The sequence below is a fragment of the Polaromonas sp. P1_F8 genome (genome assembly GCF_056405635.1).
The window spans coordinates 232,973-258,486 of sequence record NZ_JBFUBS010000003.1 but is presented as its reverse complement, the minus strand read 5'-3'; the positions used below and the strand labels follow the sequence as shown (position 1 = coordinate 258,486).

The following is a 25,514-nucleotide window of genomic DNA, read 5'->3' as shown; positions in this document are numbered from 1 at the left end:
ACATTTATAAATACCATGACCCTGCAAGACACATTGACTCAATGGATGGAACAAAGCGCCGCGGTGCGCGCCCGCATGGTCGGCGGTGGCGGCAAGCCGGGCCTGGCACGGCCGGAAGACGTGACGGGCAAGACCGGCATGGAAGTGATGCAGGCAATGCTGGCCGGTGAGCTGCCCTACCCCCACATTGCCGAAACACTGGACTTTGCGCTGATTGAAATCGAGCCCGGTAAAGCCACCTTTCAGGGCACACCGCAGCTCAAGCACTACAACCCGCTGGGCACCGTGCACGGCGGCTGGTACGCCACGCTGCTCGACTCCGCCGTAGGCTGCGCCGTGCACACCATGATGCCGGTGGGCCGGGCCTACACCACGGCCGAGCTGAGCATCAACATCGTGCGCGCCGCCTCACACAAGACCGGGCCGCTGCGCGCCATTGGCACCGTCATCCACTGCGGCCGCCAGCTGGCCACCGCCGAGGGCCGCATCGTGGGGCCGGACGGCAAACTGTATGCACATGCGACGACGACTTGCCTGGTGTTTGAGGTGCCGGCACCGATGGTCGGCTAAGCGACACCCAAGGCGTTGACAGGAATCTTGAGATAGCTCACGCCATTGCCTTCAGGCGGCGGCAAGCTGCCCGCCCGGATATTCACCTGGATGGAAGGAATGATCAGCGTGGGCATGCCCAGCGTCGCATCCCGGGCCGCGCGCATGGCGACAAAAGCCTCTTCGGAGATGCCGTCATGCACATGGATATTGGCGCGGCGCTGCTCACCCACAGTGGTTTCCCACTGAGGCGCACGTTCTCCAGGCGGGTAGTCGTGGCAGACGAAGATCCGGGTTTCTGCCGGCAGTAATAGCAGCTTGCGGATAGAGCGGTACAACTGGTGGGCATCGCCGCCCGGGAAATCCGCGCGGGCGGTGCCTACGTCGGGCATGAAGAGCGTGTCGCCCACAAACACGGCGTCACCCGCAAGGTAGGCCATGTCCGCGGGCGTATGGCCGGGTACATGCAGGGCGCTCATCTCCAGGTTGCCCAGCCTGAATATCTCGCCGTCCCTGAACAGGTGGTCGAACTGGCTGCCATCCGGCGCAAACGAATGCTCCAGGTTAAAAATCGATTTGAAGGTGGCCTGCACGGCGCGTATATGTTCGCCAATGGCAGTCCTGCCGCCGGCCTGCGCCTTCAGGTAGTGCGCGCCCGAGAGATGGTCAGCGTGCGCGTGGGTTTCCAGGATCCACTCGACCTGAAGGCCCTGCCGCGCCACATGGGCCAGCACCTGGTCGGCCAGTTCCGTGCTGGTGCGCCCCGATTTGAAGTCATACCCCAGCACCGGGTCGATGATGGCCGCCTGCCCTGTGCCGCTGTCCGCCACGACATAGGTGACGGTCCCGGTCACGGGATCAAAAAATGCCTGGGGATCCAACGGGCTTGGCATGGACTGTTCTTTCATCGGAGAGGCTTTTCTCCACATTATATGTTTTCATATAATATCAAGAAGCCCCAACGTACGGCCATGAAATCATCCCCTCCCGTTTTGGACCCCGGACTGCTTCGCGACGCGGCTGCGCAAGCCGTGGGTGTGCTCAAGGCACTGGCCAATGAAGACCGGTTGCTGCTGCTCTGCCAGCTCTCGCAGGGCGAGCGCTGCGTGAGCGAGCTCGAGCAGGACCTGGGCATACGCCAACCCACGCTCTCGCAGCAGCTCGGTGTGCTGCGCAATGAAGGCGTGATCATCCCGCGCCGGGACGGCAAGAACATTTATTACCGCGTGGCCGAACCCGGGACGCTGGAAATCCTGGCGCTGCTCTACCGCCTGTATTGCCCTGAAGGACGCAAGCAATGACCCTGGACTGGAACGCTTTCACACCCTGGTCCGCACTGGCGGGCGGCCTGCTCATAGGCCTGGCCGCCGCGATGTTCGTGCTGCTCAACGGGCGCATCGCCGGCATCAGCGGAATTCTGGGTGGATTGCTCAAACCGGTACGCGGCGACGTCGGCTGGCGGATAGCCTTTATCGCCGGGCTCGTCGGCGCTCCATGGGCTTATGCCGCATTCTTGGCCTTGCCCCCCATGCGGGTGGATGCCGGTTATGGCCTGCTGGTCACCGCCGGCTTGCTGGTGGGCATCGGCACGCGCTATGGCGCGGGCTGCACCAGCGGCCATGGCGTGTGCGGGCTTTCAAGGCTGTCGCCGCGTTCGCTGGTGGCCACGGTGACCTTCATGGGCGCCGGTTTTGCTGTGGTGTTTCTGGCGCGCCATCTGTTCAAACTTTAGGAGAAAGACCATGCTACTGCTGTCTTCCCTGCTGGCGGGCCTGGTGTTCGGCCTGGGCCTGATCGTCTCGGGCATGGCCAATCCCGCCAAGGTCCTCGGCTTCCTGGATCTTGCCGGCCCCTGGGACCCGTCGCTGGCCTTTGTCATGGCCGGCGCCATTGCCGTGGGCCTCTTCGCTTTCCTGCTGGCTAAAAAAAGGCGCCGTTCCCTGTTGGGCGCCGATATGAAACTGCCGGCTGCGGGCCCTGTGGATCACAGGCTGGTGGCCGGCAGCGCCCTCTTCGGGGTGGGGTGGGGGCTCGCCGGTTTTTGCCCCGGCCCGGGCCTGGTGGCCCTTGGCATGGGTGAACCCAAAGCCGCCGTGTTTGTGCTTGCCATGCTGGCCGGGATGGCGGTCTTCGAGTTGCTCGAAAGACGGCGGCTCTAGCCCCCACGCAACTACGCCACTTGGCCGGCATGGCCCTCCAAAAAGCCGGTTCGATGATCTGACCGAAAGATATCCTTGAAGAAGGGCTCGCACCAGGACCAAAGGTCCCGGCCGACTGTCCGCATGCAGACAATTTATGTTCTTTTTTCGATTCGACCCGCTATTCAAGCGGAATATGCGGGGAAGCCCCTGTTATATCTGACAGGGTAAGGCTTGATTCAGCCTTGCACGGCGCATAGACTGCGCGAACATCAAAAGAAGAATAAGAGCATTTGGCAAGACAAGCACTCAACCTGGAAATGCAACGCAATGATTACCTCCCCGAACGACCATGCGCCAACCCCCTTTCAGGTTCTGCACCAGCCGATGGATGCTCCAGGCGCCATTTTCCTCACCGGGGGAACACCCTTCATTTCGGCATCTCCCCGGGGAAACTTCGTCGAGGAAATCACGCTCTGCCATCTGGATACTCCGTTAAAGATGGAAAAGGTCCAGAGCCTGCGCGGCCACATCAACCTGCCGTCCGGATGCCGTGACGCGCGGTTTTTTGAACAAGAAAAAAAAGAGACGAATTGGGCTTTGTGTTTGCGTTTGAGTTCCAACGCGTGGTGATTGGCACCTTGAGGCTGGTTCCCATGCACAAGGGGCTGACCTCACTTGAAAAGCTGTTGGCGGAAAAACAATTGATTGAGCCAGAGACCTGCCGAAACAGCTGGGAAATCGGGCGCCTTGTGCTCAATCCCGATTACAGAAGCGGCCCCGATCTTGTGAAGCGATGCATATTTTTGGGTGTTTCGTATCTTGCGCGGCATACTGATGGGCAAGACCTCTTTGCCTCCTGCACGCCGGTGCTGAGCCGCTTGTACAGGCGTTTCGGGTTTTCCACCATCGCCAACAATATACGGGTGGATGGGGCGGACGAATCGTTTGCCCTGATACATGGACAGGTACCGGACATTCTCAAATCGTCTGACTGTCAGTAAGTCATGCACGGGAATATTTCATATTGCAGCCGCATCCTCCACCAGAGACCGGAAGAGGCTGCTGTTGATGGTTTTCCCGCGCCAACAGAATTGAAATATATATGGGCTGGTTAAAAAGACTCTTTGGCCACTACGAGGCTTACCACGCACATGGAAGGCCGTTGCTCAAATACATTGGCATCGTAGGCGCCCTGACCTATGTGGTGTTTTACCTGATACGGTTCACGAAACCCAATCCTCGTCCCTACGATGACCTGGGAATGCGGGTGCTGGTCGTAATTCTCTTTACCGTGCTGGCCATGAAAAATCACTGGCCACAGAAACTTAAAAAATACTACTTTTCCTACTCCTATTGGGCATTGATTTATTGCCTGCCATTTTTCAATGTCTTTCTTTCGCTGAAACGGCACGGAGGCATCCCCGCGATCTCCAACTGTTTTATCGCGCTCAGTTTTCTGGTCATGATCGCCGACTGGCGCAACACAATTGCCATGTTGGTGATCGGTTGCGGCAGCGCGGCGTTGCTGTACGTCGCCATCACGCCCAACCCTTCAATACCCATGGACATGGTGGCCCAGCTTCCGGCCTACCTGCTGATTCTTATCGGTGGCGCCGCATTCAAGCTTTCGGAAAAGCAGATAGATGCCGAAAAATTGCGCATCGCAAACTCCCTTGCCGGCTCGATCGCCCATGAAATGCGCAACCCGCTCGCACAGGCCAAGATGAGCCTGGAGAGTATCGGGGAAATGCTGCCCGCGAACGGTATCGCGGTCTCCGCCGAACACACTTCCCGCATGCGCCAGTTTGTCAACATGGGGGAGATCGCTGTACACAGGGGTAACCAGGTGATTGACCTGATCCTGGGCTCCTTCAAGTCCAGCGCGGTGGACCGAAGCAAATTTGAGTATTTATCCGCCGCAAAAATAACTCAGAAGGCGGTGGACGAATACAGTTTTTCCGATCGGCACCTGCGCGGTGATGGTGGCAACTTACGTGACAGTGTCACGGTGAATGTCGTGAAGGACTTCACCTTTTACGGAGACGAAACCCCTTATGTTTTTGTGCTCTTCAATCTGATCAAGAACGCGCTCTATTACCTCGACCAAAAGTCCGGCGCAACAATCGTACTGACGATAGACGATCACAAGGTGACCGTCAGAGACACGGGCCCAGGCATCGACAAGGAGGTGTTGACGCACCTGTTCGAGTCTTTCATGACCTCCGGAAAAGCCGAGGGGACAGGCCTTGGGCTGTCGTACTGCAAACGCACCATGCAAAGCTTTGGTGGTGACATTCATTGCGACTCCGTGGTCGGTGAATTTACACAGTTCACGCTAACCTTCCCCCCAATACCGCAAACCGGGATGGGCAAGGCCGCCATAGCTCCGGAAGTGCCTCGGCAGGCAGCCAGCCCGGCCATCCCCGGCAATGTGCTGGAAGGCAGAACCGTCATATTGGCCGAAGACGACGAACTTAACCGCATCATGGTGGGCGAGCGCTTGAAAAGCTGGGGCTTGACAGTACTGGAAGCGGAAGGGGGGCGCCAGGTTCTGGCCCACCTGGACAGCACACCATGCGTCGATTTGATCTTGATGGATATGAACATGCCCGGTTTGAACGGCGTGCAGACGACTCAGGCGATTCGCTCACGGGATTGGGAGCATCAGGGTATTTTTATCCTCGCACTTTCCGGGAACTCCGATGAGCTTGATGTCAGGACAGCCTTGAACGCCGGCATGAATGGCTACATCCTGAAAAATGGCGACATGAAGTTGCTGCAAGGAAAAATGCTGGAGGCTTTGGCGGCAACAAGGTAGCCCCGGGGAGAAATCCAACCCCGCGAAGCCCCCCATCGGTCATTGCGCAGCATGCATCGCCATCGCCTTTGCATCCCTACGCAAGCGGCCTGCACAGGGAGCGAAGATTGGCGACAATGGGCAGTCCGCCACTCCCCACCTTCATCACCATGCGACTCCTACACACCATGCTGCGCGTTGGCAGTCTCCAGCGCTCCATCGACTTCTACACGCAGGTTCTTGGCATGAAGCTGCTGCGCACCTCGGAAAATCCCGAGTACAAATACAGTCTGGCCTTTGTCGGCTATGAAGGCAACCCGGCGCAGGCCGAAATCGAGCTGACCTACAACTGGGGCACCGAAAGCTACGACATAGGCACGGCTTTTGGCCATATCGCGCTGGGCGTGCCAGACGCCTATGCGGCCTGCGAGAAGATCAAGACGGCGGGCGGCAACGTCACGCGCGAGGCCGGCCCGGTCAAGGGCGGGACCACGGTGATTGCCTTTGTGACGGACCCGGACGGCTACAAGATTGAGCTGATCCAGCGTGATGAAAGCGCTGCGGGCGCTGGCCTGCGTTAGTTCATTGCGCTCCGCTGCTATTCTTTTAATAGCTGCTTGCGCTCATCCAGAAAGGCTGGCAGCGCTATTTTCCTCATAAATAGCGGGTGGGCTGCCTAGCTCAGGCAGCATTGCGTGCCAGCTGGCAGGCCTGAAAAGCCAGCGCGGTCACGTGTGACCAGTTGCCGCGAGCCAGCGTGTCCGCAGGGGTCAACCAGGAACCGCCCACACACACCACATTGGGCAGCGCCAGAAACTCAGGTGCATTGGCCACCGTGACGCCACCCGTGGGGCAAAACCGCACGTCGCCGAACGGTCCGTTCCAGGCCTTCAACATGGCCGGGCCGCCCGCCTGCATGGCCGGGAAAAACTTGAGTTCCGTCAGACCGTCCTCCTGCGCCATCATGATCTCGCTTCCGGTAGCCACCCCTGGCAGCAGCGGCAGGCCGGCATCCTTGCAGGCCTGTCCCATCGCACGGGTGTAACCGGGGCTCACCGCAAAGCGTGCACCGGCCATGGCGCAGGCCTGGGCATCGGCGGCGCTGCGCACAGTGCCGGCACCCACCACGGCTTCCGGCACATCGCGCGCAATGGCCTCAATGCAGGCCAGCGCTTGCGGCGTGCGCAAGGTGACTTCGAGCATCCGAATGCCGCCGGCCACCAGCGCACGTGCCAGCGGCACCGCCTGGCTCACGTCGGTCAGCACAATCACGGGTATCACCGGGGCATCCTGCATGATCTGCAGGGGGCTCAGTTTTCCGCTGACGTTCAGGTTCACATCCACGATAAAGCTCCTTCTTCAGCCGTCAGCGCGTGACGGCGCATACCGGCAAACAGCTCCCGTCCCATACCGATGCCGTTGGCCGCGCGCAAATCGGCAGGCATGGTGTCGACCGGCCTGGCGGTCCATTCTGCATCGTTTACCAGTACCTTCAATTCGCCGGTGATGGCATCCACACGAATTACATCACCGTCGCGCACTTTCGCCAACGGGCCGCCGGCAGCGGCTTCGGGCGACACATGGATGGCGGCCGGCACCTTGCCCGAGGCGCCGCTCATGCGGCCGTCGGTGACCAGCGCAACCTTGAATCCCTTGCCCTGCAGCACGGCCAGCGGCGGCGTCAGTTTGTGCAGCTCGGGCATGCCGTTGGCTTGCGGGCCTTGCCAACGCACCACGCAAATCACGTCACGCTCCAGTTCGCCGGCACTAAAAGCCAGATGAAGGGCTTCCTGCGAATCAAACACCCGGGCTGGTGCCTCGATGACATGGCGGTCGTCGGGCACGGCGGAGACCTTGATCACGCTGCGGCCCAGGTTGCCCTGCAGCAGCTTGAGTCCCCCTGTAGCGCTGAAAGGTTTGGCTGGCGTGCGCACGATGGCCTCGTCTTTGGAAGCGCCCACGTCGTGCCAGGCAAGCGCCGCGCCGGCCAGCGCCGGCTCGCGTGTGTATTCGCGGATGCCGCCTTCACGCACCGTGAGCACGTCTTCATGCATGAAGCCCGCGTCCAGCAATTCGCGAATGATGAAGCCGGGGCCGCCTGCGGCCTGGAACTGGTTCACGTCGGCGCTGCCGTTGGGGTAGACGTGGGCCAGCGTCGGCACTACGTCGGAGAGGTCGGAAAAATCATTCCAGTCGATCACGATGCCGGCCGAATGCGCGACGGCTACCCAATGGATCAGGTGATTGGTGGAGCCCCCGGTGGCGAGCAGGGCCACCATGGCATTGACAATGGCTTTTTCATCGACGATCTGGCCGATGGGCGCAAAGCGCTTCGCCTTGACGATGCCCAGCACGGTGCGTGCCGCCTCGCGCGTGAGCTCCTCACGCAGCGCGTTGCCGGGGTTCACAAACGCGGTGCCCGGCACGTGCAGGCCCATGGCTTCAAGCAGCAGCTGGTTGCTGTTGGCGGTGCCGTAGAAGGTGCAGGTGCCGGGGCTGTGATAGGACTTGAATTCGGAATCAAGCAGGGCCTCACGGCCGACCAGGCCTTGCGCGGCCTGCTCGCGCACATGGGCTTTTTCCTTGTTCGGAATGCCCGACGTCATGGGACCGGCCGGCACAAACACTGTGGGCAGGTGGCCGAAATGCAGCGCGCCTATCAGCAGGCCCGGCACGATCTTGTCGCATACACCCAGCATCAGCGCGGCGTCGAACATGTCGTGCGACAACGCAACGGCCGTGCCCATCGCAATCACGTCGCGGCTGAAAAGGCTGAGTTCCATGCCGCTGGTGCCTTGCGTCACGCCGTCGCACATCGCGGGCACGCCGCCCGCAACCTGCGCCGTGGCACCCAGCTTGCGCGCCTCGTCCTTGATGAAGGCCGGGTAGGCCTGGAGCGGGGTATGCGCCGACAACATGTCGTTGTAGGCAGTGACGATGCCAATGTTGGGCTTGCGCTCGGTCACCACCTTGAAGCGGTCGTCCAGCGGCATGCCGGCAAAGGCATGCGCGACATTGGCGCAACCCATGCGGTCCAGGCCGGGTTCGCGGCTGGCGGCAGCGCGCAGGTGCGCAAGGTAGGCGCTGCGCGTGGGAAGGCTGCGCTCTGCGATGCGGGCGGTGATTTTTGAAACTGCGGGGTGAAGGGCCATGTTGTAACTCCGGTCATGGTCAAGTCACTGGGTATGTAACTTTATTACTGACTCTATGGTAACGGGTTACCGGCCTGTTTACCGCCGCACGGTTACCAGGTGGTTACGAAACGCAGCCGCAAAAGCTGTTCTGCAAAGTTCTGAAACAACCCGTGGGTGCGGCTTTACTGGAGGGTAATTTCCACACGCCGCGCTTCGGCGTCGCTGCCGCCACCCACAAGCTGCTCGGGTTTTTTCAGCACGATCTGGCGATCGGAAACACCGGCCTGCTTCAGTGCCTCGCGCACGGCAAGGGCGCGCTGCCGGGCAAGCGCTGCATTTTTCTGGGCGTCCCCTGTGGCATCGTGAAAACCGGTGATCACCAGCGTGCGGCCAGCCTTGGCGGCCTTGACCACTTCACCCAGGGCAGCACCCGCACCGTCCGCAAGGTCTGCATCGCCCGAGGCAAAATAAAACCGCACCGCGCCCTGCTCCACCTTCACGCTGGCGGCGTCGGCCGCAGCCTGCGAAGCCTGGCCGGCAATGCTCGCGGCACCGTCCACGGTGCTGGCTGGCAGGGCAGGCATCGGCGCCACCTCCGGCGCTGGCATAGGCTGGGGTATTTGGGCAGGGGCAACAGCGGCGGAAGGCGCCCGGCTGAGCCGATGCATGCAAAGCCCCACCACCAGCGCGATTACGAAAGCCACGAGGCCGAGAACGACCGCCAACACCAAGCCTTGCTGGCCCTCATCGTCCTGAGAAAACATTGCCCCACTCCCGTCACTAAATCCGTCACAAAAACTCAACGCATTGTAAAGTGCGGCTGTGGAAAATTCAGCCAAACAAGCCGCCAGCCCAGGCATCAGCGTTTCCCGCAACCCGGACCACATGCTTGAGACCGTCATCCGCGAATGGGGCGGTAAAAGCGATCTCTGGATCTTCGCCTATGCCTCGCTCATCTGGCGTCCGGAGTTTGAACATGCCGAGGAACGTTTTGCGACCATCCACGGCTACCACCGCGCCCTGAAGATGTGGAGCCGCCTGAACCGCGGCACGCCGGAGTGCCCGGGCCTGGTGTTTGGCCTCCTGCACGGCGGCAGCTGCAAGGGGATGGTGTTTCGGATACCGCAGGCGCAGGTTGCCGGCGCCCTGCCCGCGCTGTGGGAACGCGAAATGCCCAACGGCGTGTACGACCCCAAGTGGCTGCGTTGCCAGACTGCAGAGGGCAATGTGCGGGCGCTGGCCTTCACCTTGTCCAAGCGCAGCCCCAACCATACGGGCGTGCTCAGCGCAGACGTTTACCGGCAGATTTTTTCGGACTCGTGCGGGCGCTACGGCACCACGCGCGAATATGCGCAACTCACCTACGACAAACTTAAAACCCTGGGAATTCACGACCACGCACTGGGCAAGCTGCTGGAGCTGGCCAAATAGGTCCAGACAGCGGAGGCCCCGGCCTTGTCAGCAGGGGCAAGGCGCCCTACAGTCAGCCATTGAATCAACCATCAGGAGACCTGCATCATGAAATACCACCCGGCACCGCTCGCCACCGCCCTTGCCGCCGCCTTTGTACTGGCCGCTTGCGCCTCATCCATGAACGGCCCGCGCGCCGCGGCCCAACTGCAAAGCACTACCGGCAATACCGCCTCCGGCACCGTCAGCTTCGTGCAGAGCGGGGACAAGGTACTGGTTTCGGGTGAGATACGCGGGCTCAAACCCAATGCCGAGCATGGCTTTCATGTGCATGAAAAAGGCGATTGCTCCAGCGGCGACGGCATGAGCGCGGGCGGGCACTTCAACCCCACGGGCCAGCAGCACGGCAGCCATGCCGACATGGCCCACCACACCGGCGACCTGCCCAGCCTGAAAGCCGATGCCAGCGGCGTCGCGAAATTCAGCTTTGAATCAAAGACCCTTTCAGTTGGCAACGGCACGACCGACATCGTCGGCAAGGGCCTGATCGTTCACCGCGACCCCGACGACTACAAAACCCAGCCCACCGGTAACTCCGGGCCACGGCTGGCTTGCGCGGTGATTAGAAGCTAGCCCCCACGTTCGCTCGCTTCGCGTAGCTCTCTGTCCCCCGAGGGGGCGCTGCGCCTGCGGCCCGGCGAAGCCGGTTCCGCGGCCCCGGCTTGGATGAGCCCGCCACGGCGGTTCGCCGTCTCTCGGGCTGGCGTTTACTTCGCAATCAGCGCGTGGAGAATCGTTCCCCAGCGCGGCGCAGGTCGTCCAGCGTGTCGATATCGGTGACTGCGCCTTCATCGGCCACGTCAATGAATGCTACAGAATTGATAGCTGCTTGCGCCCGTACAACGGGCGCCGCACCCTGATTTCCCTTTAAATCCAGCAACGCATCGCGGCACGCGGCCGAAAACCCGACCGGGTGGCCGCGCGTCCCCTTGAACATCGGCACCACCACCGCATGCTGCGCCAGTGCGTCGGCCACCGCCTGCAGCGTGGCGCTCTGCACCAGCGGCAAATCACCCGGCAAAATCAACCAGCCCGCAGCTTCGGGCGTGGCCCGCACGGCGGCCGCGATGCAGTCGCCCATGCCCGGGTGGCCGGCATCTTCCAGGTGCCAGGGCAAGCCGCTGGCAGCCACGGCGTCCAGCGTGTGCTGCAGCACCGGCTTGCCGGCCAGCAGCGCCTGCAGCTTGTGCGTGCCCCCGCCCGACGCGGCAAAGCGCTCACCCCGGCCCGAGGCCAGCACCAGCACCGTGGGCTTGCCGCCTGCCATCACGCCAGCTTGAAAGGCAGCTCGCGCGGCGCCGGTTTACCGGTGAGCTTGGCGATCGCATTGGCAAAGGCGGGGGCCAACGGCGGCAGGCCGGGCTCGCCCAGACCCGTGGGCGCATCGGCGCTAGGCACGATGAAGACGGCAACCGTCGGCATGTCGGTGATGCGCGGCACCGGGAAGTCGCCAAAGTTGCTTTGCTCGACCACACCGTCCTTGAGCGTGATGGCCGCACCCGGCAGGCACATCGACAAGCCCATCAGCGCCGCGCCCTGCACCTGCGCTTCAATGCTGGTCGGGTTGATGGCGAGGTTGCAATGCACGCCTGCGGTGATGCCGTGCAGCACCGGCGTGTTGTCCTTGACGGATGCCTCGACCACATAAGCCACCACGGTGTTGAACGACTCATGCACCGCCACACCCCAGGCGCGCCCGGCGGGCAAAGTGCGTTTGCCGTAACCGGATTTGTCGACCGCCAGCTGCAGCGCGGCCGCGTGGCGCGGGTGCTTGCTGCCAAACTGCTTCATGCGGTAAGCCACAGGGTCTTGCCCGCTGCTGCGCGCGACTTCGTCAATCAATGTTTCCATGACGTACGCCGTGTGGGTAGAACCCACGCTGCGCCACCAGAGCACCGGCACATTGAGCTTGGGGTGATGCACAGACAGACGCATCGGAATATCGTAAGGCTCTTTCATGCCTTCAACCATGGTACCGTCCACGCCGTCCTTGACCATAAAGGCTTCAAACGGCGTGCCGCCGACGATGGACTGGCCGACGATGACGTGGTCCCAACCCAGGATCTCGCCTTTGTCGTTAAAGCCGATCTCGGCGCGGTGCACATGCATGGGACGGTAGTAACCGCCCTTGATGTCGTCTTCGCGGCTCCACAGCGTGCGCACCGCAGCCGTCAACCCTGCGCCGCGCGCCGCCTTCGCCACATTGCAAGCCTCCACCACGTAATCGCTGGTGGCAATCGCGCGCCGGCCAAAGCCGCCGCCGGCCATCTGCACACTCATCTTCACGTTTTGCGGCGCCACGCCCAGGGCCTTGGAAGCGGCCATGGTGTCCAGGCCTGGCATCTGCGTGCCCAGCCAGAGTTCGGCCTTGGCGCCTGCGCCCTCGCCGCTCAATTGCACCGTGCAATTGAGCGGCTCCATGGGTGCATGGGCGAGGTAAGGAAAGACAAACTCGGCGCTGATCTTCCTGGGTGCAGACACCAGCTTGCTGATGTCATCCTTGTACTTGAGTGCGCCGGTTTTCTGCGCCAGCGCGCGGTAGCTGGCCAGTTGCTGCATGCTGTCGACCTTCTCGACGCCGCTGGTGTCCCACTCGACCTTGAGCGCATCACGGCCCTGCTTGGCGGCCCAGTAGCCTTCGGCCACTACCGCCACGCCTTCGCCGCCGCGGTCCAGCGGCACGCGCAGCACGGCCTTCACGCCGGGAATGGCTTTGGCCGCGGTGTCGTCCAGTGACTTGAGCTTGCCGGCAAACACCGGCGGGTGCGCCACCACTGCCGTCAGCATGCCGGGCAGGCGCACGTCGATGCCGTAGCTTTGGTTGCCGGTGGATTTGGCGCGTGCATCCAAGCGCCCTGTAGGCTTGCCGATGATGCGGAACTGTTTCGGGTCCTTGAGCGTGACGGCCTCCGGCACCGGCAGCTTCATGGCCGCTTCGGCCAGCTCGCCGTATGTCAGGCGCTTGCCGCCGGGGCCAATCACCACGCCTTGTTGGGTGCGCAGGCTGCCGGCATCAACGCCCCACTGCGCCGCGGCTGCCGAGACCAGCATGGCGCGGGTGCGCGCGCCCAGCTCGCGGTACTGCGTGTACGAGTTTTTGATCGAGCCCGAGCCACCCGTGAGGTGCATGCCGAAAGCCGGGTCCACATAGGCCGGATCGGCGTTGCCATGCTGGCTCTTCACAAGGCTCCAGTCCGCGTCGAGTTCTTCGGCCAGGATCATGGGAAGGCCAGTCTGCACACCTTGCCCGAAGTCGAGCCGGTTGATGGTGACGGTCACCGTGCCGTCCTTGTCGATGCGCACGAATGCGGATGGCTGCTGGGTGGGCTTCAGGCTGGAGGCAGCGGGTGCGCCGGCTGTGGCCATGGTTTGCGCTTGCGTCAACATCGGAAAAGCGCCGAGTGCAAAGCCACCGGCGGTCGCGACCTTGAGAAAGCTGCGCCGCGGCAGTTCAGCATCTGCTATGGTTTTGGTAGCTGCTTGCGCCCTATTCATAAGGGCCTGAAGACCTTTTGGCAGTTGAGAAGCGATATCAAAGGTGTCTGGGGAATTGGAATACATGATGTTGTTCTCCTTCTTTAAACCAGTTAAGCCAGTGCCTGGGCGGCGTCTTTGATGGCGGCGCGAATGCGTACATAGGTGCCGCAGCGGCAGATGTTGCCGGCCATGGCGCCGTCGATGTCGGCATCGCTCGGTTTGGCATTGGACTTGAGCAAGGCGGTGGCGCTCATCACCTGGCCGCTCTGGCAATAGCCGCACTGCGCCACGTCATGTTTGACCCAGGCGTCCTGCACGGCTTTGCCGACGCGGTCGGTGGCAACCGCTTCGATGGTGGTGATCTTCTGGCCAGCAGCGGCAGAAATCGGCGTGATGCACGAGCGTATGGCCGCGCCGTTGAGATGCACGGTACACGCGCCGCACAGCGCCGCACCGCAGCCGAACTTGGTGCCGGTCATGCCCAGCGTGTCACGCAGGGCCCAGAGAATGGGGGTCGATTGGTCGGCGTTGACGGATACGTCCTTGCCGTTGATGTTGAGGGTGGGCATCGTGGAACTCCTTGCGGTTTTTGTTAGGGGGAAATCAAAAGGGAGAAAAAGGGAGCGCTACTTGTCGAATTTATATTCGCTTAAATCAGGGTTTTATCCGTAAAAACTTGGGCATGCAGAAATGAGGGGTATTGCCTTTCAGAGGCGTTTCAAAGATTCAGGCCTTGATGGCGTCCCAGCAAAGGGTAAATGCCGCCTGGTGCACCGCCTCGTCATCGGGCAGCACCTGGGTGCGTATCAGGTTGGCGGTTTCCCGCACCGAGCCCACCAGGGTAGCCGTTAACAACGGCAAGGGCACAGGCTTGAAAATCTCCTGCTTCTGGCCCTCCTCGATCAATGCAAAGAAGCTCGCCGCCAGCCGGGTCGACAACTCGCGGTTTCCCTGCGTAAACCAGGGAGAGTTGTAGTACTGCTCCTGGAACACGACCTCGGCATAACGCTCCAGCCGGTGCCGCAGCAGGTTGCCCCAGAGTCGGCGTACCCGGCTGCGCAGAGGGGTCCCGGGCACCACACCATCCATCAGGCGCAGCATGGTCGCGGTCTTGGCTTCTTCATAAAGCTGGCTGATCAGCTCGTCTTTGGACGGGTAGTAGACGTACAGCGTGCTGGTGGCGATGCCGGCGGTGCGGGCAATGTCGGCCATGGTCAGGCCGCTCAGGCCGGTCTGGGCCACCAGGTTGAAGGTGGCCTCCGCAATGGCGCGCTGCTTTTCGTCGTCTTTGGGCTTCATGGAAGGGTGTGAATATAAACGAATATTAATTCGGTATCAAGCCCGCCCTCTGTCGAGGTCTACCGCAGGCAAGGACATGGCCTGTGCGGGCACAATCAGAGCCATGAGCCAGCCCACCCTCTCCATTGCCGACCTGCGCAAAAGCTATGAACGCGCCGAACTCAACGAAGACGCATCAGCCGCAAACCCGCTCCAGCAATTCGACCAGTGGCTGAAAGAAGCCATCACCGCCGAAGTGCCCGAACCCAACGCCATGACGCTGGCCACCGTGGCCAGCAACCTGCGCCCCTCCACCCGCATCGTGCTGATCAAGGGCTATGACGAGCACGGCATCAGCTGGTTTACCAACTACGACAGCCGCAAGGGCCAGGAACTGGCCGGCAACCCGTATGCGGCATTGCAATTTCACTGGGTAGAGCTTGAACGCGTGGTTCGCATTGAAGGCGTGGTCGAAAAAGTCTCTGCCGAAGAAAGCGACGCTTACTTCAGCACCCGCCCGCTGGATTCGCGCATAGGCGCCTGGGCCAGCCCGCAAAGCGAAGTGATCGCCGGACGCAGCGTGCTGGTGGCCAATGCGGCCAAATACGGCGCCAAATTTTTGCTGCAACCCCCGCGCCCGCCGCACTGGGGCGGCTACCGCCTGAAACCCGACAGCTGGCAGTTCTGGCAAGGCCGCAAAAGCCGGCTGCATGACCGGCTGCGGTACACGCTCCAGGATGACGCGAACTGGCTGCGCGAACGGCTGGCGCCCTAAGGCTGAAATGAAGTGGATCGCAAAGGGGTTTCTTGTTGCGGCCGTCGGAGCTGGAGTGTTTGCTCTGCATACCCTCCTGCAGACTTTTCTTCACGGCGGCCCCTTCAGTGGCCTGCTCATGTGGATTGCAACTTCCGGGTGTTTTGGGTTTCTCGTGGGCGGCATTCTTGCATTCGACCCTGAGTCCCCATGCAAGGTCAAAGAGAATTCATTCGCGCGCACTCTTATCGGCGCTGCCTCAGGCGCAGCCTTAGCCTTCCTCTGGAACTGGTCTGGCGATGCGCTAATGTTGGCCACTCTGCTCGGCGCCATTCTTGGATGTATGGGAATGATTTGGGCCAAGTATCTCCAGCATCTGTAAATGTCAAACCATCTACCTGCTTAGGTGCGGTCAATTAGGTGGTCCAGCCGCGTTATGGACTGATGCGCCACTCCCGCCAACTGCTCTGCGCTGACCCATTCAGGCGCGATCTCCGCCAATGGCACCAGTACAAAAGCCCGCTGCCTCATGCGCGGGTGCGGCAGCGTAAGGTGCTCTGACTCCATACGGGCGCTGCCGTAGAGCAGCAGATCCAGATCCAGTGTGCGGGGTGCGTTGCGGTACGGTCTTTCCCGGCCGGCCTCCTGCTCGATGTGTTGCAAGTGATCCAGCAATGCGGGGGCGGTCAAACCAGTTTCGAGTTCGACTACGGCGTTGAGGTAATCGTTGCCGGGGGCCGCAGATTCCTCGTCCGCATCGGTATCCAGCGGCGCTGTTTGATAGAGGCTGGAAGATTGGCGGACCTGCGTGAGCGGCAGCTGGCCTATCGCCTGAACGGCTTGCCTCAAGGCCGCCGCAGCATCACCGAGGTTGGCGCCCAGGGCAACGTAGGCGCAAACCATGCGGCTATCAGGCGTTGGGAGTGCTGTCCGATGAAGGCGAAGCAGCAGCATCGCCGCCTGCACCTCCGGCCCCGCCTGCTCCACCACGGTTGGCTGGCTTGCGGCGGCGGCGGCGCTTTTTGGCGGGGGCGGCGTCGCCCTGCTCGCCAGAGACATCCGCCGCATCGGGCGTGGTGCGTTCGGCTTGCGCTGAGCCAGGCTCGGCATCCGGGCGCTTGACACGCACACGCGGTGCCTGCGGCTTGTTCTGCTGCGCCTGGCGCGCCTCTTCAATCATGGCGTGGCGCTCGTCGTCGTAGGCGGTGCTGAATTTTTCCCACCACTCGGCGAGCTCCATTTCGATCTCGCCGGTCTGCGCGCGCAGGCGCAAAAAGTCAAAGCCGGCGCGAAAGCGGGGTTGGTCCAGCAGCGAATACGGCGCGCTGCCGGTGCGCTTTTCAAAGCGGGGCTGCATGGTCCAGATCTCGCGCATGTCGGTGCCCAGCTTGCCGCGGCCCGACACGTCGCCGATCTTGGCGTTGAAGGCATCGTCAATCGCGTCTTGCAAAGCCGGCATGAGGTGTTCGCCGCGCTTTTTGCGCCGCTCCCAGCCTTCGCGCACGTCAAACCACAGCACGCACGACAACAGGAAGCTGGGCGCCACCGGCTTGCCTTCGCCGACGCGGCGGTCGGTGTCTTGCAGGGCGAGCTTCAGAAAAGGTTCGTCAGCGTTTTCCACCACCACGTCGAGTAACGGATAAATGCCGGTGCCCAGCCCGAGGAATTTGAGCTGCGCGATGCTGGCCAGTGAATGGCCGGTCTGCAGCAGCTTGAGCATTTCGTCAAAAAGGCGTGACTGCGGCACATCAGCCAGCAGGCCCTTCATCTCGCGCAGAGGGGCCACCGTCTTGTCTTCAAACTTGAAACCCAGCGCGCTGAGCTTGGCGGCAAAGCGCACAGCCCGGATGATGCGCACCGGGTCTTCGCGGTAACGCACGGCCGGGTTGCCGATCATGCGGATGATCTTTTTCTTCGCGTCCTTGATGCCGTTGTGATAGTCGACCACCACCTGCGTCTCGGGGTCGTAGTACATCGCATTGATGGTGAAGTCGCGGCGCGCGGCGTCTTGCTCGATCGGGCCCCAGACGTTGTCGCGCAGCACGCGGCCGGAGGCGTCAACCGCATGCTTCATGCCGGCGAGCTCGCTCTTGCTGGTGCGCTCGTTGCCGCCAACCTGCTCGGCCAGGCTGCTGTCAAGGTGCGCGCGGAAGGTCGAGACCTCGATCACTTCATGCTCTCGTCCGCGGCCGTAGATGACGTGCACGATGCGAAAGCGCCGCCCGATGATGAAGGCGCGGCGAAACAGCGACTTGACCTGCTCGGGCGTGGCGTCTGTGGCAACGTCAAAGTCCTTGGGGCGCAGGCCGACCAGCAAATCACGCACCGCACCGCCCACGATGTAGGCCTCGTAGCCGGCGTCTTTCAGCGTGCGCACCACGTCCATGGCGCGGTCGTCCACCAGCGAGACGTCAATGCCGTGTTCCTTGACGGTGACATCCTGACGCTGACCGAAAGGTGATTTTTTGACCCGCTTGGTGCCGGACTCTGTGCCGTCTGATTTGCCAAACAGCTTGTCGATAAATTTTTTGATCATGGATAACTAGATAAACAGGTCAAGTATGCGCCATCCGCGCTCTGCCGCCAGGGCCCGCAGGCGGGCGTCCGGGTTGGTGGCGACGGGGTGGGTGGCCTTCTCCAGCAGGGCAATATCGTTCAGGGAGTCGGTGTAAAACGTGGTTTCCACGTCGTTCCAGCCGAGGTCTCGGGCCGCCAGCCATTGTTCCACGCGGGTGACCTTGCCTTCGCGCGCCGAGGGTGTGCCGCTGATCTCGCCGGTCACCCAGCCGTCGGCGTCGCGCTCCAGCTCGACCGCGATCAGCTCTTTCACCCCGAAAGCGTCGGCGATGGGCCGCGTGACGAACTCGTTGGTGGCAGTGACGATGACCAGTTCATCGCCCGCGGCCCTGTGGCCATCTACCAGCGCCAGCGCCTGTTTTGTGATGGCTTTTTGCACCACGTCCCGCATGAATCGGGCGTGACCAGCTCCTGAATTGATAGCGCCCTGCTTGCGGATGGCTTCAGTGGCAAAGCGCACGTATTCGTGGATGTCGAGCGTGCCGGCGCGGTAGTGCTCAAAAAATTCATTGTTACGGCGCTTGAACTCGGTGCTGTCGCACCAGCCCAGCGCAATGGTGAATTCGCCCCATTCGTAGTCGGAATCGATGGGGATCAGCGTGTGATCCAGGTCAAATAAAGCAATCTTGCGGGAAGCAGTCATTTCGCAGTCACAGTCACTTATTCACTCTCCAGCATCGATTTGATCAGGGGAATCGTGATAGCCCGTTTGGTTTGCAGGGCGTATGCATCCAGTTGGTCAAGCAGCTGCATCAGGCTGCCCAGGTCGCGCGAAAAGCGGGTCAGCATGAAATCCATGGCCTCGTCGCTCAGGAACACGCCGCGCGCATCGGCCTCGCGCCGCAGCACGGCGCGCCGCTCGGGTTCGGTCAGGGCTTGCAGGGCAAACACATGGCCCCAGCCCAGGCGGGTGCGCAGGTCTTCGCGCAGCGCCAGGTCGGCCGGCGGCATCTGGCCGGCGGCCAGCACCCAGCGCGGACGTCCGTCGGGCGCGCTCAGCGCATTCACAAACCAGTTGAAGGCCGCCTGCTGCTGCACCGCGGTGTAGAGATGGCAGTCGTCCAGGATGACGGCCGCCCAGGATTCGTTGAACTCGGGCGGCTCCAGCATGGAGGCGTCCATCCAGCCGCTGGCGGCGCCCTGCTCGCGCAGCGCTTCGCGCACGGCTTTCAGCAAATGGGTTTTCCCGCTGGCGGCTTCACCCCAGAGGTAGGTAGGCACCGGCGAGCGCAGCGTGTTGCCGGCCCACAGTTCCAGATGCCGGAGCGCGGCTTCGTTCGGCCCGCCAAAAAAATTGGCGAACGACGGAGCTGAAGCCAGCCCGATGTCCAGCGCAATCTGTTTCATGCCCGCCATGCGTTCATCCTGACCCTGTTGAGCCTTAGCCGGCCTTGTTGTAAAGCCGGCTGGCCATATAGCTGGCTTTAATGCGGCGTATGCCCACCAGCAGCACCGCACTGGCCGGCAGCGCCACCAGCACACCGACAAAGCCGAACATCTGGCCGAAAGCCAGCAAGGCAAAAATCACCGCCAGCGGGTGCAGGCCGATGCGCTCGCCCACCAGCCGCGGCGTGAGGTACAGGCTTTCCACCAGTTGCCCGATGCCGTAGACCACGGCGACCATGACGAGCGCCTTGAGCGAAGCGAACTCCAGCAGGCCGGCCAGCACCGCGAGCATCAGGCCCAGGCCAAAGCCCAGGTAAGGAATGAACATCGCCAGGCCGGTAAAAACACCGATGGGCAGGGCCAGGTCCAGGCCGAACAGCGCCAACCCCACGGCATAGAACACCGCCATGATCAGCATGACCAGCAACTGGCCGCGCAGGTACTGGCCCAGCACCGAGTCGGCTTCGTCAGTGAAGCTGTCAAAACCCGCGCGCAGGTGCGGCGGCACCAGTTCGAGCACGCGAGCGACAAACTTGTCCCAGTCCATCAGCAGGTAAAACAGCGCCACGGGAATCAGCACCGCATTGCCGATGATGGCCAGCGCCACGCTGCCGCCCAGCTTGAGTGACGACATCAGCGAGCCGAACAGGTCTTCAAAATTGGCATTGAGGTATTTGAGTACAAAGGCCTTGATGCTGCCCACGTCCAGCGCGACATGGATGCCGAACTGCGCCAGCCACGGCGCCAGGCTGGTGTTGAGCCTGTCGGCCAGCAGCGGCACTTGCTCGCGCAGCACGGGCAGCTCCTTGGCCATGATGGGCACAATCAGCAAAAAGAGGCCGAGCAGCGCCACGATGAAGAGGAACTCCACCAGCACCACCGCCACCACGCGCGGCAGGCGGCCCTTGCCCATGTCGTCCAGCCGGTTCACGAGCGGCGTCAACGCATAGGCCAGCACGGCTGCAATGACAAAGGGAGCCAGCACCGGCCCCAGCAGCCACAGCGCCAGGATGACCAGCGCGGCGATGGCGCACCAGGCGGTGGCGCGTTTTTGGGTGGTGGTGAATTGCATACAGCCTTGGGTTGAGCTTGCCGGAAGGAACCTTGGAAAATGTCCCTGGAAAGGCCCGAAAGGCGCCTGATGGGCAGCCTTTAGAATCTCAGGCTGAATTCTATCGGGCTTGCAGGCCGCTTCCGGGCTGCAAATCCGCCTTCTGACCGCCTGCCCTCCCACTGCATCAAAGCCGACACATGACCACCTCCTCCACTTCCCCCCTGAGCTACAAAGACGCAGGCGTCGACATCGACGCAGGTGACGCGCTGGTCGAACGCATCAAGCCGCTGGCCAAAAAAACCATGCGGGAGGGCGTATTGGCAGGTATTGGCGGCTTTGGCGCCTTGTTTGAGGTGCCCAAGCGCTACAAGGAGCCCGTCCTGGTCAGCGGCACGGACGGCGTGGGCACCAAGCTCAAGCTGGCCTTTGAATGGCAGATGCACGACACCGTGGGCATTGACCTCGTGGCCATGAGCGTCAACGACGTGCTGGTACAAGGCGCCGAGCCGCTGTTTTTCCTCGATTACTTCGCCTGCGGCAAGCTGGATGTGGACACGGCCGCGGCTGTGGTGGGCGGCATCGCCAGGGGCTGTGAGCTGAGCGGCTGCGCCCTGATTGGCGGCGAGACCGCCGAAATGCCCGGCATGTACCCCGCGGGCGAATACGACCTGGCCGGCTTTGCCGTGGGCGCGGTCGAAAAGTCCAAGATTTTGACCGGCAAGGACGTGAAGCCCGGCGACGTGGTGCTCGGCTTGGCCAGCAGCGGTGTGCATTCCAACGGTTTCAGCCTGGTGCGCAAGTGCATTGAACGCGCCGGCGCTGCGGCTCCGGCAAAGCTGGACGGGAAACCCTTCAAGCAGGCCCTGATGGAACCCACACGCCTGTACGTCAAGAACGTGCTGGCCGCGCTGGCTGCCCACCCGATCAAGGCGCTGGCCCACATCACCGGCGGCGGCTTGCTCGAAAACATTCCGCGCGTGCTGCCCGAAGGCACGGCCGCCCATCTCAAAAAGGGCAGCTGGCCACAAACCGAGCTGTTTGCCTGGCTGCAGAAAACCGCCGGTATCGACGACTTCGAGATGAACCGCACCTTCAACAACGGCATCGGCATGGTCGTGGTGGTGGACGCCGCCAATGCGCAAGCCACAGCCAAAACCCTGCGTGACGCCGGCGAGCAGGTGTATGAAATCGGTGTGATCGCGCCCAAGGGCGACGGCGCCGCCGTCACCGTCGGTTAAATCTGCCGCAACCGCCCTCTCGCGCCCCACGATCCGGGGCCGTCCGCTCCTTCGGCCGGGCCGTTTTGCTACAAAAACACTAGCTGCGTGCGCCCATGGCGCTTGGGGTCACTGGACTTTTTGTTAGTTATGTATCAAACTGTTCCATCGATCCGTCTTTGGAGCAGTCATGCCGGTTATCGCAGTCGTCAACCGCAAGGGAGGCAGTGGCAAGAGCACGCTGGCCGCGCACATCGCCGCCTGGTGCGCGCGCAATGGCAGCTCGGTCATGCTGGGCGATGTAGACCGCCAGCAGTCGGCGCGAAGCTGGCTCAAGCGCCGGGACCCCGCGCTGCCCGCCATCGCGCCCTGGGCCGTCGACCAGAAAAACATGCTGCGTGTGCCCACCGGCATCACGCACGTGGTGCTTGACACGCCGGGCGGCATGCACGGCTTTGAGCTGGCGCGCGTGGTGATGTTTGCCGATGTCATCGTCATGCCGGTGTGCAATTCGATGTTTGACCGTGAATCGGCCGCGCAGTGCCACGCCGAGCTGATGGCCATGCCGCGCGTGGCCAGCGGCCGCTGCCGGCTCGCCACGGTGGGCATGCGCATCGACGGGCGCACCAGTGCCGCAAAAACGCTGCAGGCGTGGTCTGAAAGCCTTGGCATGCCTTTTCTGGGTGCCCTGCGCGAAACCCAGTTGTATGTACGCAGCCTGGAGCGCGGCATGACGATATTTGACCTGCCGGCCAGCGCCGCAACGCAAGACCTGCAGCAGTGGCAACCGATCCTGGAGTGGCTGCGCCCCACGTTGTATCCGCCGCAAGCCGCCAACGACGCGCCCGAAAGGGGGCACGCGACGGTGCCGGCCAAAGCCCCGGTCCGGATGATCGCGCCCCTGCCCTCGACCGCCGCAACGCTGGGTGCCCGGCTGCTCAACCCACCGCCCGCTGCCAAAGCCGCGTCCGCGCGCCTGGGCAGCTCGCTCCCCAACAGCCTCATGCCCGCGCAGGAATCCCTGGTGCATGGCGCGCGCATGTCCGCACAAAGCACCGCACGCGCAGTCGGCCGGCCTGTGCAGGTCAGTACGGCGCCGGCCATGTCGCGCAATGTGGACTCTCCTGACGGCATGCAGATTCCGCATTTCCTCAAGCGCGGCACCTGACTCGACCCTTCCTCCCGGCGTCCGGCGCACCGAGTCAGGAAGCCGCCAGCTCCTTACGCACTTCTTGCGCGGCCCGCACCATGTTGCCGAGCGCCGCTTCGGTTTCCGGCCAGCCCCGCGTTTTCAGCCCGCAGTCGGGATTAATCCAGAGGTTTTCCGCCGGGATCACGCTGGCGGCCTTTCGCAGCAAGCGCACCATGGCGTCCACGGTCGGAACACGCGGTGAATGGATGTCATACACACCCGGCCCGATTTCGTTCGGATACCTGAAGGCGCCAAATCCCCGCAGCAGTTCCATGTCGGAACGGCTGGTCTCGATGGTGATCACATCGGCGTCCATTGCTGCGATTTCCGGCAGGATGTCGTTGAATTCGGCGTAGCACATGTGGGTGTGGATTTGCGTCTCGTCGCGCACACCCGAGGCACTGATGCGAAAAGCCCGCGTGGCGGCGCGCAGGTACGCGGCCCAGCTCGCACGGCGCAGCGGCAACCCTTCGCGAATGGCTGGCTCGTCGATCTGGACGATGCCGATGCCGGCCTTCTCAAGGTCCACCACCTCGTCGCGTATGGCCCAGGCAATCTGCTCGCAGGTCAGGCTGCGCGGCTGGTCGTCGCGCACAAAAGACCATTGCAGGATGGTAACGGGGCCGGTCAGCATGCCTTTCATCGGCAGCTTTGTCAGGCTCTGCGCATGGGCCGTCCATTCGACCGTCATGGGTGCAGGTCTCGCCACATCGCCGAAGATCACCGGCGGCTTGACGCAGCGCGAGCCGTAGGACTGCACCCAGCCGTTGGCAGTGAAGGCAAAGCCGTCAAGCTGCTCGCCGAAGTACTCCACCATGTCGTTGCGCTCGGCTTCCCCATGCACCAGGACGTCAAGGCCCAGTGCCTCCTGCTTGCGTACCGCCAGCGCAATCTCGGCTTCCATCTTTTCACGGTAGCCCGCCGCGCCGAGTTCGCCGCGTTTGAACGCTGCGCGCGCAGCGCGGATCTCCGGGGTCTGCGGGAACGAGCCGATGGTGGTGGTGGGCAGCGGCGGCAGCGCAAGGCGGGCACGCTGCAGGACCTGGCGCACCGGAAAAGGCGAGCTGCGGCAGTCGTCGCCTGCAACGCTGCGTGCAAGACGCAACGCCACGTCGGCCCGGTGCACACGGGGGCTGCGCCGGCGCGCCGCAACAGCTGCGCGGGCTGAAGCAAGCTCCCTGGCAACCAGAGACTCTTCTCCCGTGAACGCCGCACGCAACATGCGCAGCTCGCCCAGTTTTTCCACCGCAAAGGCGAGCCAGGCGCGCAGTTCCGCATCCAGCGCACTCTCGGCTGCAAGGCTGAAAGGCACGTGCAGCAGCGAGCAGGAGGGCGCGATCCAGAGTTCGCCCTGGTGCCTGGCAGTGGCCGCGCGCAGCTTTGCCAGCGCCGTGTCGGGGTCTGTGCGCCAGATGTTGCGGCCGTCCACAATACCCACCGACAGCACCTTGTGCGCAGGCAGCCAGTCGGCCACCCCCACCAGTTCCTCGGGCGCACGCACCGCATCGACATGCAAGCCCGCCACCGGCAGCTGGCAAGCCAGCCTCAGGTTGTCGGCCAGCGGCGAAAAGTAGGTGGCCAGCAGCAGCTGGGGTGCGTTGCGGGCAAGCTGCGAATAGCTGCGCTCAAAGGCGTAGCGCCACTGCTCGGGCAAATCCAGGCCCAGGATGGGCTCGTCCATCTGCACCCACTCCACACCTTGCGCCTTCAGCCGCCCGAGAATCTGCGCATACACCGGCAATAGTTTGTCGAGCAGGCTGAAGCGGTCAAAGCCGGGCTCATCGCCGCCTGTCTTTTCCTTGCCAAGCCACAGAAAGCTCAGTGGCCCGAGCAGCACCGCCTTGACCCGGTGGCCGGCGCCCTGGGCCTGCGTCACTTCATCGAAGAGGCGCTCCGAAGCAAGGCTGAATTGCGTCCCTGCATTGAATTCGGGCACCAGGTAGTGGTAATTGGTGTCAAACCATTTGGTCATTTCCAGCGCGAAGCTGCCGCCGCCCGCCTTGCCATCCGCGCACGCACAGCCGGCACCGTGTGTATGGTCGCTGTGCGCATTAACGCCGCGCGCCATGGCGAAGTAGCGGCTGAGGGCAGACTCCTGACCGGTGAAGCCAAAGCGCGCCGGCTCGCAACCCAGCATCTGGATGTGATTGGCCACGTGGTCGTAAAAAGCGAAGTCGCCTACCGTGACAAAGTCCAGCCCGGCTTCTTCCTGCACGGCCCAGTGCCGCTCGCGCAGGCCGGCTCCGGTGGCTTCCAGCGCAGCCAGGTCAATCTCGCCGCGCCAGTGTTTTTCCAGCGCGAATTTCAGTTCCCGGTTCGCGCCCATGCGCGGAAAACCGAGGGTATGTGTGTGGACCATCCAGTTATCTCCCAATGCGAATCACAGAAGAACGCATGGTCGGCCAGATTCAACTATTATTCAAACGAAAGAAATTGCCTTTCAACATGAAAATAATTGATTCACCGATTAATTTGCTAATTGATCTGC

28 protein-coding genes are annotated in these 25,514 nt (G+C 62.5%); 14 read left to right on the top strand and 14 right to left on the bottom strand.

The window, feature by feature from the left end; genetic code table 11:
* The first annotated feature begins 15 nt into the window (after positions 1-15).
* Positions 16-570: a PaaI family thioesterase gene (locus AC1D1J_RS13005; RefSeq protein WP_477687925.1), complete on the top strand. Its 555-nt coding sequence runs from the start codon at positions 16-18 to the stop codon at positions 568-570.
* On the opposite strand, the gene AC1D1J_RS13000 is transcribed toward AC1D1J_RS13005, so the two are convergent.
* On the bottom strand, positions 567-1,442 hold the full coding sequence (locus AC1D1J_RS13000; RefSeq protein ID WP_477687926.1) for an MBL fold metallo-hydrolase: 876 nt from the start codon (positions 1,440-1,442) through the stop codon (positions 567-569). The genes AC1D1J_RS13005 and AC1D1J_RS13000 overlap by 4 nt on opposite strands.
* Positions 1,443-1,520: 78 nt before the next feature.
* Between AC1D1J_RS13000 and AC1D1J_RS12995 the strand changes: the two genes are divergently transcribed.
* The 7 genes from AC1D1J_RS12995 (at position 1,521) to gloA (ending at position 6,068) form a co-directional block, all read left to right on the top strand.
* On the top strand, positions 1,521-1,850 hold the full coding sequence (locus tag AC1D1J_RS12995) for an ArsR/SmtB family transcription factor (RefSeq protein ID WP_477687927.1): 330 nt from the start codon (positions 1,521-1,523) through the stop codon (positions 1,848-1,850).
* Positions 1,847-2,281 carry a YeeE/YedE family protein gene (locus AC1D1J_RS12990; RefSeq protein ID WP_477687928.1) on the top strand — a complete coding sequence of 145 codons (435 nt, stop codon included), beginning with the start codon at positions 1,847-1,849 and terminating at the stop codon, positions 2,279-2,281. The genes AC1D1J_RS12995 and AC1D1J_RS12990 overlap by 4 nt, the downstream gene beginning before the upstream one ends.
* Before the next feature lie 10 nt (positions 2,282-2,291).
* On the top strand, positions 2,292-2,708 hold the full coding sequence (locus AC1D1J_RS12985) for a DUF6691 family protein (protein WP_477687929.1): 417 nt from the start codon (positions 2,292-2,294) through the stop codon (positions 2,706-2,708).
* A gap of 309 nt (positions 2,709-3,017) precedes the next feature.
* Complete coding sequence (locus AC1D1J_RS12980; protein WP_477687930.1) at positions 3,018-3,320, top strand: hypothetical protein; 303 nt, start codon at positions 3,018-3,020, stop codon at positions 3,318-3,320.
* A 23-nt stretch (positions 3,321-3,343) separates the two neighbouring features.
* Entirely contained in the window at positions 3,344-3,691 is a 348-nt protein-coding gene (locus AC1D1J_RS12975; protein WP_477687931.1) for an N-acetyltransferase, read from the top strand.
* Positions 3,692-3,792: 101 nt separating this feature from the next.
* Complete coding sequence (locus AC1D1J_RS12970) at positions 3,793-5,508, top strand: ATP-binding response regulator (protein ID WP_477694884.1); 1,716 nt, start codon at positions 3,793-3,795, stop codon at positions 5,506-5,508.
* A gap of 149 nt (positions 5,509-5,657) precedes the next feature.
* Positions 5,658-6,068 (top strand): lactoylglutathione lyase, encoded by a 411-nt coding sequence (gene gloA, locus AC1D1J_RS12965; RefSeq protein ID WP_477687933.1) that lies wholly within the window; start codon positions 5,658-5,660, stop codon positions 6,066-6,068.
* 100 nt (positions 6,069-6,168) lie between these two features.
* Here the strand turns inward: gloA and eda are convergent, their stop codons facing one another.
* From eda to AC1D1J_RS12950, 3 genes are all read right to left on the bottom strand, one after another.
* On the bottom strand, positions 6,169-6,831 hold the full coding sequence (gene eda / locus AC1D1J_RS12960; protein ID WP_477687934.1) for a bifunctional 4-hydroxy-2-oxoglutarate aldolase/2-dehydro-3-deoxy-phosphogluconate aldolase: 663 nt from the start codon (positions 6,829-6,831) through the stop codon (positions 6,169-6,171).
* Positions 6,822-8,639 carry a phosphogluconate dehydratase gene (edd, locus tag AC1D1J_RS12955; RefSeq protein ID WP_477694883.1) on the bottom strand — a complete coding sequence of 606 codons (1,818 nt, stop codon included), beginning with the start codon at positions 8,637-8,639 and terminating at the stop codon, positions 6,822-6,824. The genes eda and edd overlap by 10 nt, the downstream gene beginning before the upstream one ends.
* A 164-nt stretch (positions 8,640-8,803) precedes the next feature.
* Positions 8,804-9,205 (bottom strand): OmpA family protein, encoded by a 402-nt coding sequence (locus AC1D1J_RS12950; RefSeq protein ID WP_477687936.1) that lies wholly within the window; start codon positions 9,203-9,205, stop codon positions 8,804-8,806.
* A gap of 301 nt (positions 9,206-9,506) precedes the next feature.
* Here AC1D1J_RS12950 and AC1D1J_RS12945 point away from each other — a divergent pair, with 301 nt between their 5' ends.
* Both AC1D1J_RS12945 and AC1D1J_RS12940 read left to right on the top strand, forming a co-directional pair.
* Positions 9,507-10,052, top strand: coding sequence for a gamma-glutamylcyclotransferase (locus tag AC1D1J_RS12945; RefSeq protein ID WP_477687973.1), 546 nt, complete (start codon positions 9,507-9,509; stop codon positions 10,050-10,052).
* Positions 10,053-10,139: 87 nt separating this feature from the next.
* The gene (locus tag AC1D1J_RS12940; protein ID WP_477694882.1) at positions 10,140-10,664 is read left to right on the top strand and encodes a superoxide dismutase family protein; all 525 of its coding nucleotides are present in this window, start codon (positions 10,140-10,142) and stop codon (positions 10,662-10,664) included.
* A gap of 145 nt (positions 10,665-10,809) precedes the next feature.
* Here AC1D1J_RS12940 and AC1D1J_RS12935 read toward each other — a convergent pair whose 3' ends face one another.
* The 4 genes from AC1D1J_RS12935 to AC1D1J_RS12920 all read right to left on the bottom strand — a co-directional run bounded on the left by AC1D1J_RS12935 (position 10,810) and on the right by AC1D1J_RS12920 (position 14,867).
* Positions 10,810-11,358, bottom strand: coding sequence for a nucleotidyltransferase family protein (locus AC1D1J_RS12935; RefSeq protein WP_477687938.1), 549 nt, complete (start codon positions 11,356-11,358; stop codon positions 10,810-10,812).
* Positions 11,358-13,652 carry a xanthine dehydrogenase family protein molybdopterin-binding subunit gene (locus AC1D1J_RS12930; RefSeq protein ID WP_477694881.1) on the bottom strand — a complete coding sequence of 765 codons (2,295 nt, stop codon included), beginning with the start codon at positions 13,650-13,652 and terminating at the stop codon, positions 11,358-11,360. The genes AC1D1J_RS12935 and AC1D1J_RS12930 overlap by 1 nt, the downstream gene beginning before the upstream one ends.
* A gap of 26 nt (positions 13,653-13,678) precedes the next feature.
* The gene (locus AC1D1J_RS12925) at positions 13,679-14,137 is read right to left on the bottom strand and encodes a (2Fe-2S)-binding protein (protein ID WP_457279289.1); all 459 of its coding nucleotides are present in this window, start codon (positions 14,135-14,137) and stop codon (positions 13,679-13,681) included.
* A gap of 157 nt (positions 14,138-14,294) precedes the next feature.
* Entirely contained in the window at positions 14,295-14,867 is a 573-nt protein-coding gene (locus AC1D1J_RS12920; protein ID WP_477647368.1) for a TetR/AcrR family transcriptional regulator, read from the bottom strand.
* Positions 14,868-14,970: 103 nt separating this feature from the next.
* Between AC1D1J_RS12920 and pdxH the strand changes: the two genes are divergently transcribed.
* Positions 14,971-15,621, top strand: coding sequence for a pyridoxamine 5'-phosphate oxidase (gene pdxH, locus AC1D1J_RS12915; RefSeq protein WP_477694880.1), 651 nt, complete (start codon positions 14,971-14,973; stop codon positions 15,619-15,621).
* A gap of 7 nt (positions 15,622-15,628) precedes the next feature.
* A complete protein-coding gene (locus AC1D1J_RS12910; protein ID WP_477687942.1) occupies positions 15,629-15,982 on the top strand; it encodes a hypothetical protein in 354 nt (117 codons plus the stop codon).
* 20 nt (positions 15,983-16,002) lie between these two features.
* Here the strand turns inward: AC1D1J_RS12910 and folK are convergent, their stop codons facing one another.
* The 5 genes from folK to AC1D1J_RS12885 are packed head-to-tail and all read right to left on the bottom strand — an operon-like array spanning position 16,003 to position 20,635.
* Positions 16,003-16,503 (bottom strand): 2-amino-4-hydroxy-6-hydroxymethyldihydropteridine diphosphokinase, encoded by a 501-nt coding sequence (folK, locus tag AC1D1J_RS12905; protein ID WP_477694879.1) that lies wholly within the window; start codon positions 16,501-16,503, stop codon positions 16,003-16,005.
* A gap of 7 nt (positions 16,504-16,510) precedes the next feature.
* Positions 16,511-18,136: a polynucleotide adenylyltransferase PcnB gene (gene pcnB, locus AC1D1J_RS12900; RefSeq protein WP_477687944.1), complete on the bottom strand. Its 1,626-nt coding sequence runs from the start codon at positions 18,134-18,136 to the stop codon at positions 16,511-16,513.
* A 6-nt stretch (positions 18,137-18,142) separates the two neighbouring features.
* Positions 18,143-18,820, bottom strand: coding sequence for an HAD family hydrolase (locus AC1D1J_RS12895; RefSeq protein WP_477687945.1), 678 nt, complete (start codon positions 18,818-18,820; stop codon positions 18,143-18,145).
* Between the two features lie 17 nt (positions 18,821-18,837).
* On the bottom strand, positions 18,838-19,524 hold the full coding sequence (gene hda / locus AC1D1J_RS12890) for a DnaA regulatory inactivator Hda (protein WP_457279795.1): 687 nt from the start codon (positions 19,522-19,524) through the stop codon (positions 18,838-18,840).
* A 34-nt stretch (positions 19,525-19,558) separates the two neighbouring features.
* Positions 19,559-20,635, bottom strand: a complete 1,077-nt coding sequence (locus tag AC1D1J_RS12885; RefSeq protein WP_477687946.1) for an AI-2E family transporter — start codon at positions 20,633-20,635, stop codon at positions 19,559-19,561.
* Between the two features lie 179 nt (positions 20,636-20,814).
* Between AC1D1J_RS12885 and purM the strand changes: the two genes are divergently transcribed.
* Both purM and AC1D1J_RS12875 read left to right on the top strand, forming a co-directional pair.
* Positions 20,815-21,855 carry a phosphoribosylformylglycinamidine cyclo-ligase gene (gene purM / locus AC1D1J_RS12880; RefSeq protein ID WP_477666278.1) on the top strand — a complete coding sequence of 347 codons (1,041 nt, stop codon included), beginning with the start codon at positions 20,815-20,817 and terminating at the stop codon, positions 21,853-21,855.
* Between the two features lie 169 nt (positions 21,856-22,024).
* Positions 22,025-23,002 carry a division plane positioning ATPase MipZ gene (locus AC1D1J_RS12875; RefSeq protein ID WP_457279298.1) on the top strand — a complete coding sequence of 326 codons (978 nt, stop codon included), beginning with the start codon at positions 22,025-22,027 and terminating at the stop codon, positions 23,000-23,002.
* A 34-nt stretch (positions 23,003-23,036) separates the two neighbouring features.
* On the opposite strand, the gene metE is transcribed toward AC1D1J_RS12875, so the two are convergent.
* Positions 23,037-25,385: a 5-methyltetrahydropteroyltriglutamate--homocysteine S-methyltransferase gene (gene metE / locus AC1D1J_RS12870; RefSeq protein ID WP_477694878.1), complete on the bottom strand. Its 2,349-nt coding sequence runs from the start codon at positions 25,383-25,385 to the stop codon at positions 23,037-23,039.
* Between the last annotated feature and the right edge of the window lie 129 nt (positions 25,386-25,514).

Coding starts and splice junctions, on each gene's coding strand:
- AC1D1J_RS13005 (WP_477687925.1), top strand. CDS start 16: ATGACCCTGCAAGACACATTGACTCAATGGATGGAACAAAGCGCCGCG.
- AC1D1J_RS13000 (WP_477687926.1), bottom strand. CDS start 1,442: ATGCCAAGCCCGTTGGATCCCCAGGCATTTTTTGATCCCGTGACCGGG.
- AC1D1J_RS12995 (WP_477687927.1), top strand. CDS start 1,521: ATGAAATCATCCCCTCCCGTTTTGGACCCCGGACTGCTTCGCGACGCG.
- AC1D1J_RS12990 (WP_477687928.1), top strand. CDS start 1,847: ATGACCCTGGACTGGAACGCTTTCACACCCTGGTCCGCACTGGCGGGC.
- AC1D1J_RS12985 (WP_477687929.1), top strand. CDS start 2,292: ATGCTACTGCTGTCTTCCCTGCTGGCGGGCCTGGTGTTCGGCCTGGGC.
- AC1D1J_RS12980 (WP_477687930.1), top strand. CDS start 3,018: ATGATTACCTCCCCGAACGACCATGCGCCAACCCCCTTTCAGGTTCTG.
- AC1D1J_RS12975 (WP_477687931.1), top strand. CDS start 3,344: ATGCACAAGGGGCTGACCTCACTTGAAAAGCTGTTGGCGGAAAAACAA.
- AC1D1J_RS12970 (WP_477694884.1), top strand. CDS start 3,793: ATGGGCTGGTTAAAAAGACTCTTTGGCCACTACGAGGCTTACCACGCA.
- gloA (WP_477687933.1), top strand. CDS start 5,658: ATGCGACTCCTACACACCATGCTGCGCGTTGGCAGTCTCCAGCGCTCC.
- edd (WP_477694883.1), bottom strand. CDS start 8,639: ATGGCCCTTCACCCCGCAGTTTCAAAAATCACCGCCCGCATCGCAGAG.
- AC1D1J_RS12950 (WP_477687936.1), bottom strand. CDS start 9,205: ATGCCTGCCCTGCCAGCCAGCACCGTGGACGGTGCCGCGAGCATTGCC.
- AC1D1J_RS12945 (WP_477687973.1), top strand. CDS start 9,507: ATGCTTGAGACCGTCATCCGCGAATGGGGCGGTAAAAGCGATCTCTGG.
- AC1D1J_RS12940 (WP_477694882.1), top strand. CDS start 10,140: ATGAAATACCACCCGGCACCGCTCGCCACCGCCCTTGCCGCCGCCTTT.
- AC1D1J_RS12935 (WP_477687938.1), bottom strand. CDS start 11,358: ATGGCAGGCGGCAAGCCCACGGTGCTGGTGCTGGCCTCGGGCCGGGGT.
- AC1D1J_RS12930 (WP_477694881.1), bottom strand. CDS start 13,652: ATGTATTCCAATTCCCCAGACACCTTTGATATCGCTTCTCAACTGCCA.
- AC1D1J_RS12925 (WP_457279289.1), bottom strand. CDS start 14,137: ATGCCCACCCTCAACATCAACGGCAAGGACGTATCCGTCAACGCCGAC.
- AC1D1J_RS12920 (WP_477647368.1), bottom strand. CDS start 14,867: ATGAAGCCCAAAGACGACGAAAAGCAGCGCGCCATTGCGGAGGCCACC.
- pdxH (WP_477694880.1), top strand. CDS start 14,971: ATGAGCCAGCCCACCCTCTCCATTGCCGACCTGCGCAAAAGCTATGAA.
- AC1D1J_RS12910 (WP_477687942.1), top strand. CDS start 15,629: ATGAAGTGGATCGCAAAGGGGTTTCTTGTTGCGGCCGTCGGAGCTGGA.
- folK (WP_477694879.1), bottom strand. CDS start 16,503: ATGGTTTGCGCCTACGTTGCCCTGGGCGCCAACCTCGGTGATGCTGCG.
- pcnB (WP_477687944.1), bottom strand. CDS start 18,136: ATGATCAAAAAATTTATCGACAAGCTGTTTGGCAAATCAGACGGCACA.
- AC1D1J_RS12895 (WP_477687945.1), bottom strand. CDS start 18,820: ATGACTGCTTCCCGCAAGATTGCTTTATTTGACCTGGATCACACGCTG.
- hda (WP_457279795.1), bottom strand. CDS start 19,524: ATGAAACAGATTGCGCTGGACATCGGGCTGGCTTCAGCTCCGTCGTTC.
- AC1D1J_RS12885 (WP_477687946.1), bottom strand. CDS start 20,635: ATGCAATTCACCACCACCCAAAAACGCGCCACCGCCTGGTGCGCCATC.
- purM (WP_477666278.1), top strand. CDS start 20,815: ATGACCACCTCCTCCACTTCCCCCCTGAGCTACAAAGACGCAGGCGTC.
- AC1D1J_RS12875 (WP_457279298.1), top strand. CDS start 22,025: ATGCCGGTTATCGCAGTCGTCAACCGCAAGGGAGGCAGTGGCAAGAGC.
- metE (WP_477694878.1), bottom strand. CDS start 25,385: ATGGTCCACACACATACCCTCGGTTTTCCGCGCATGGGCGCGAACCGG.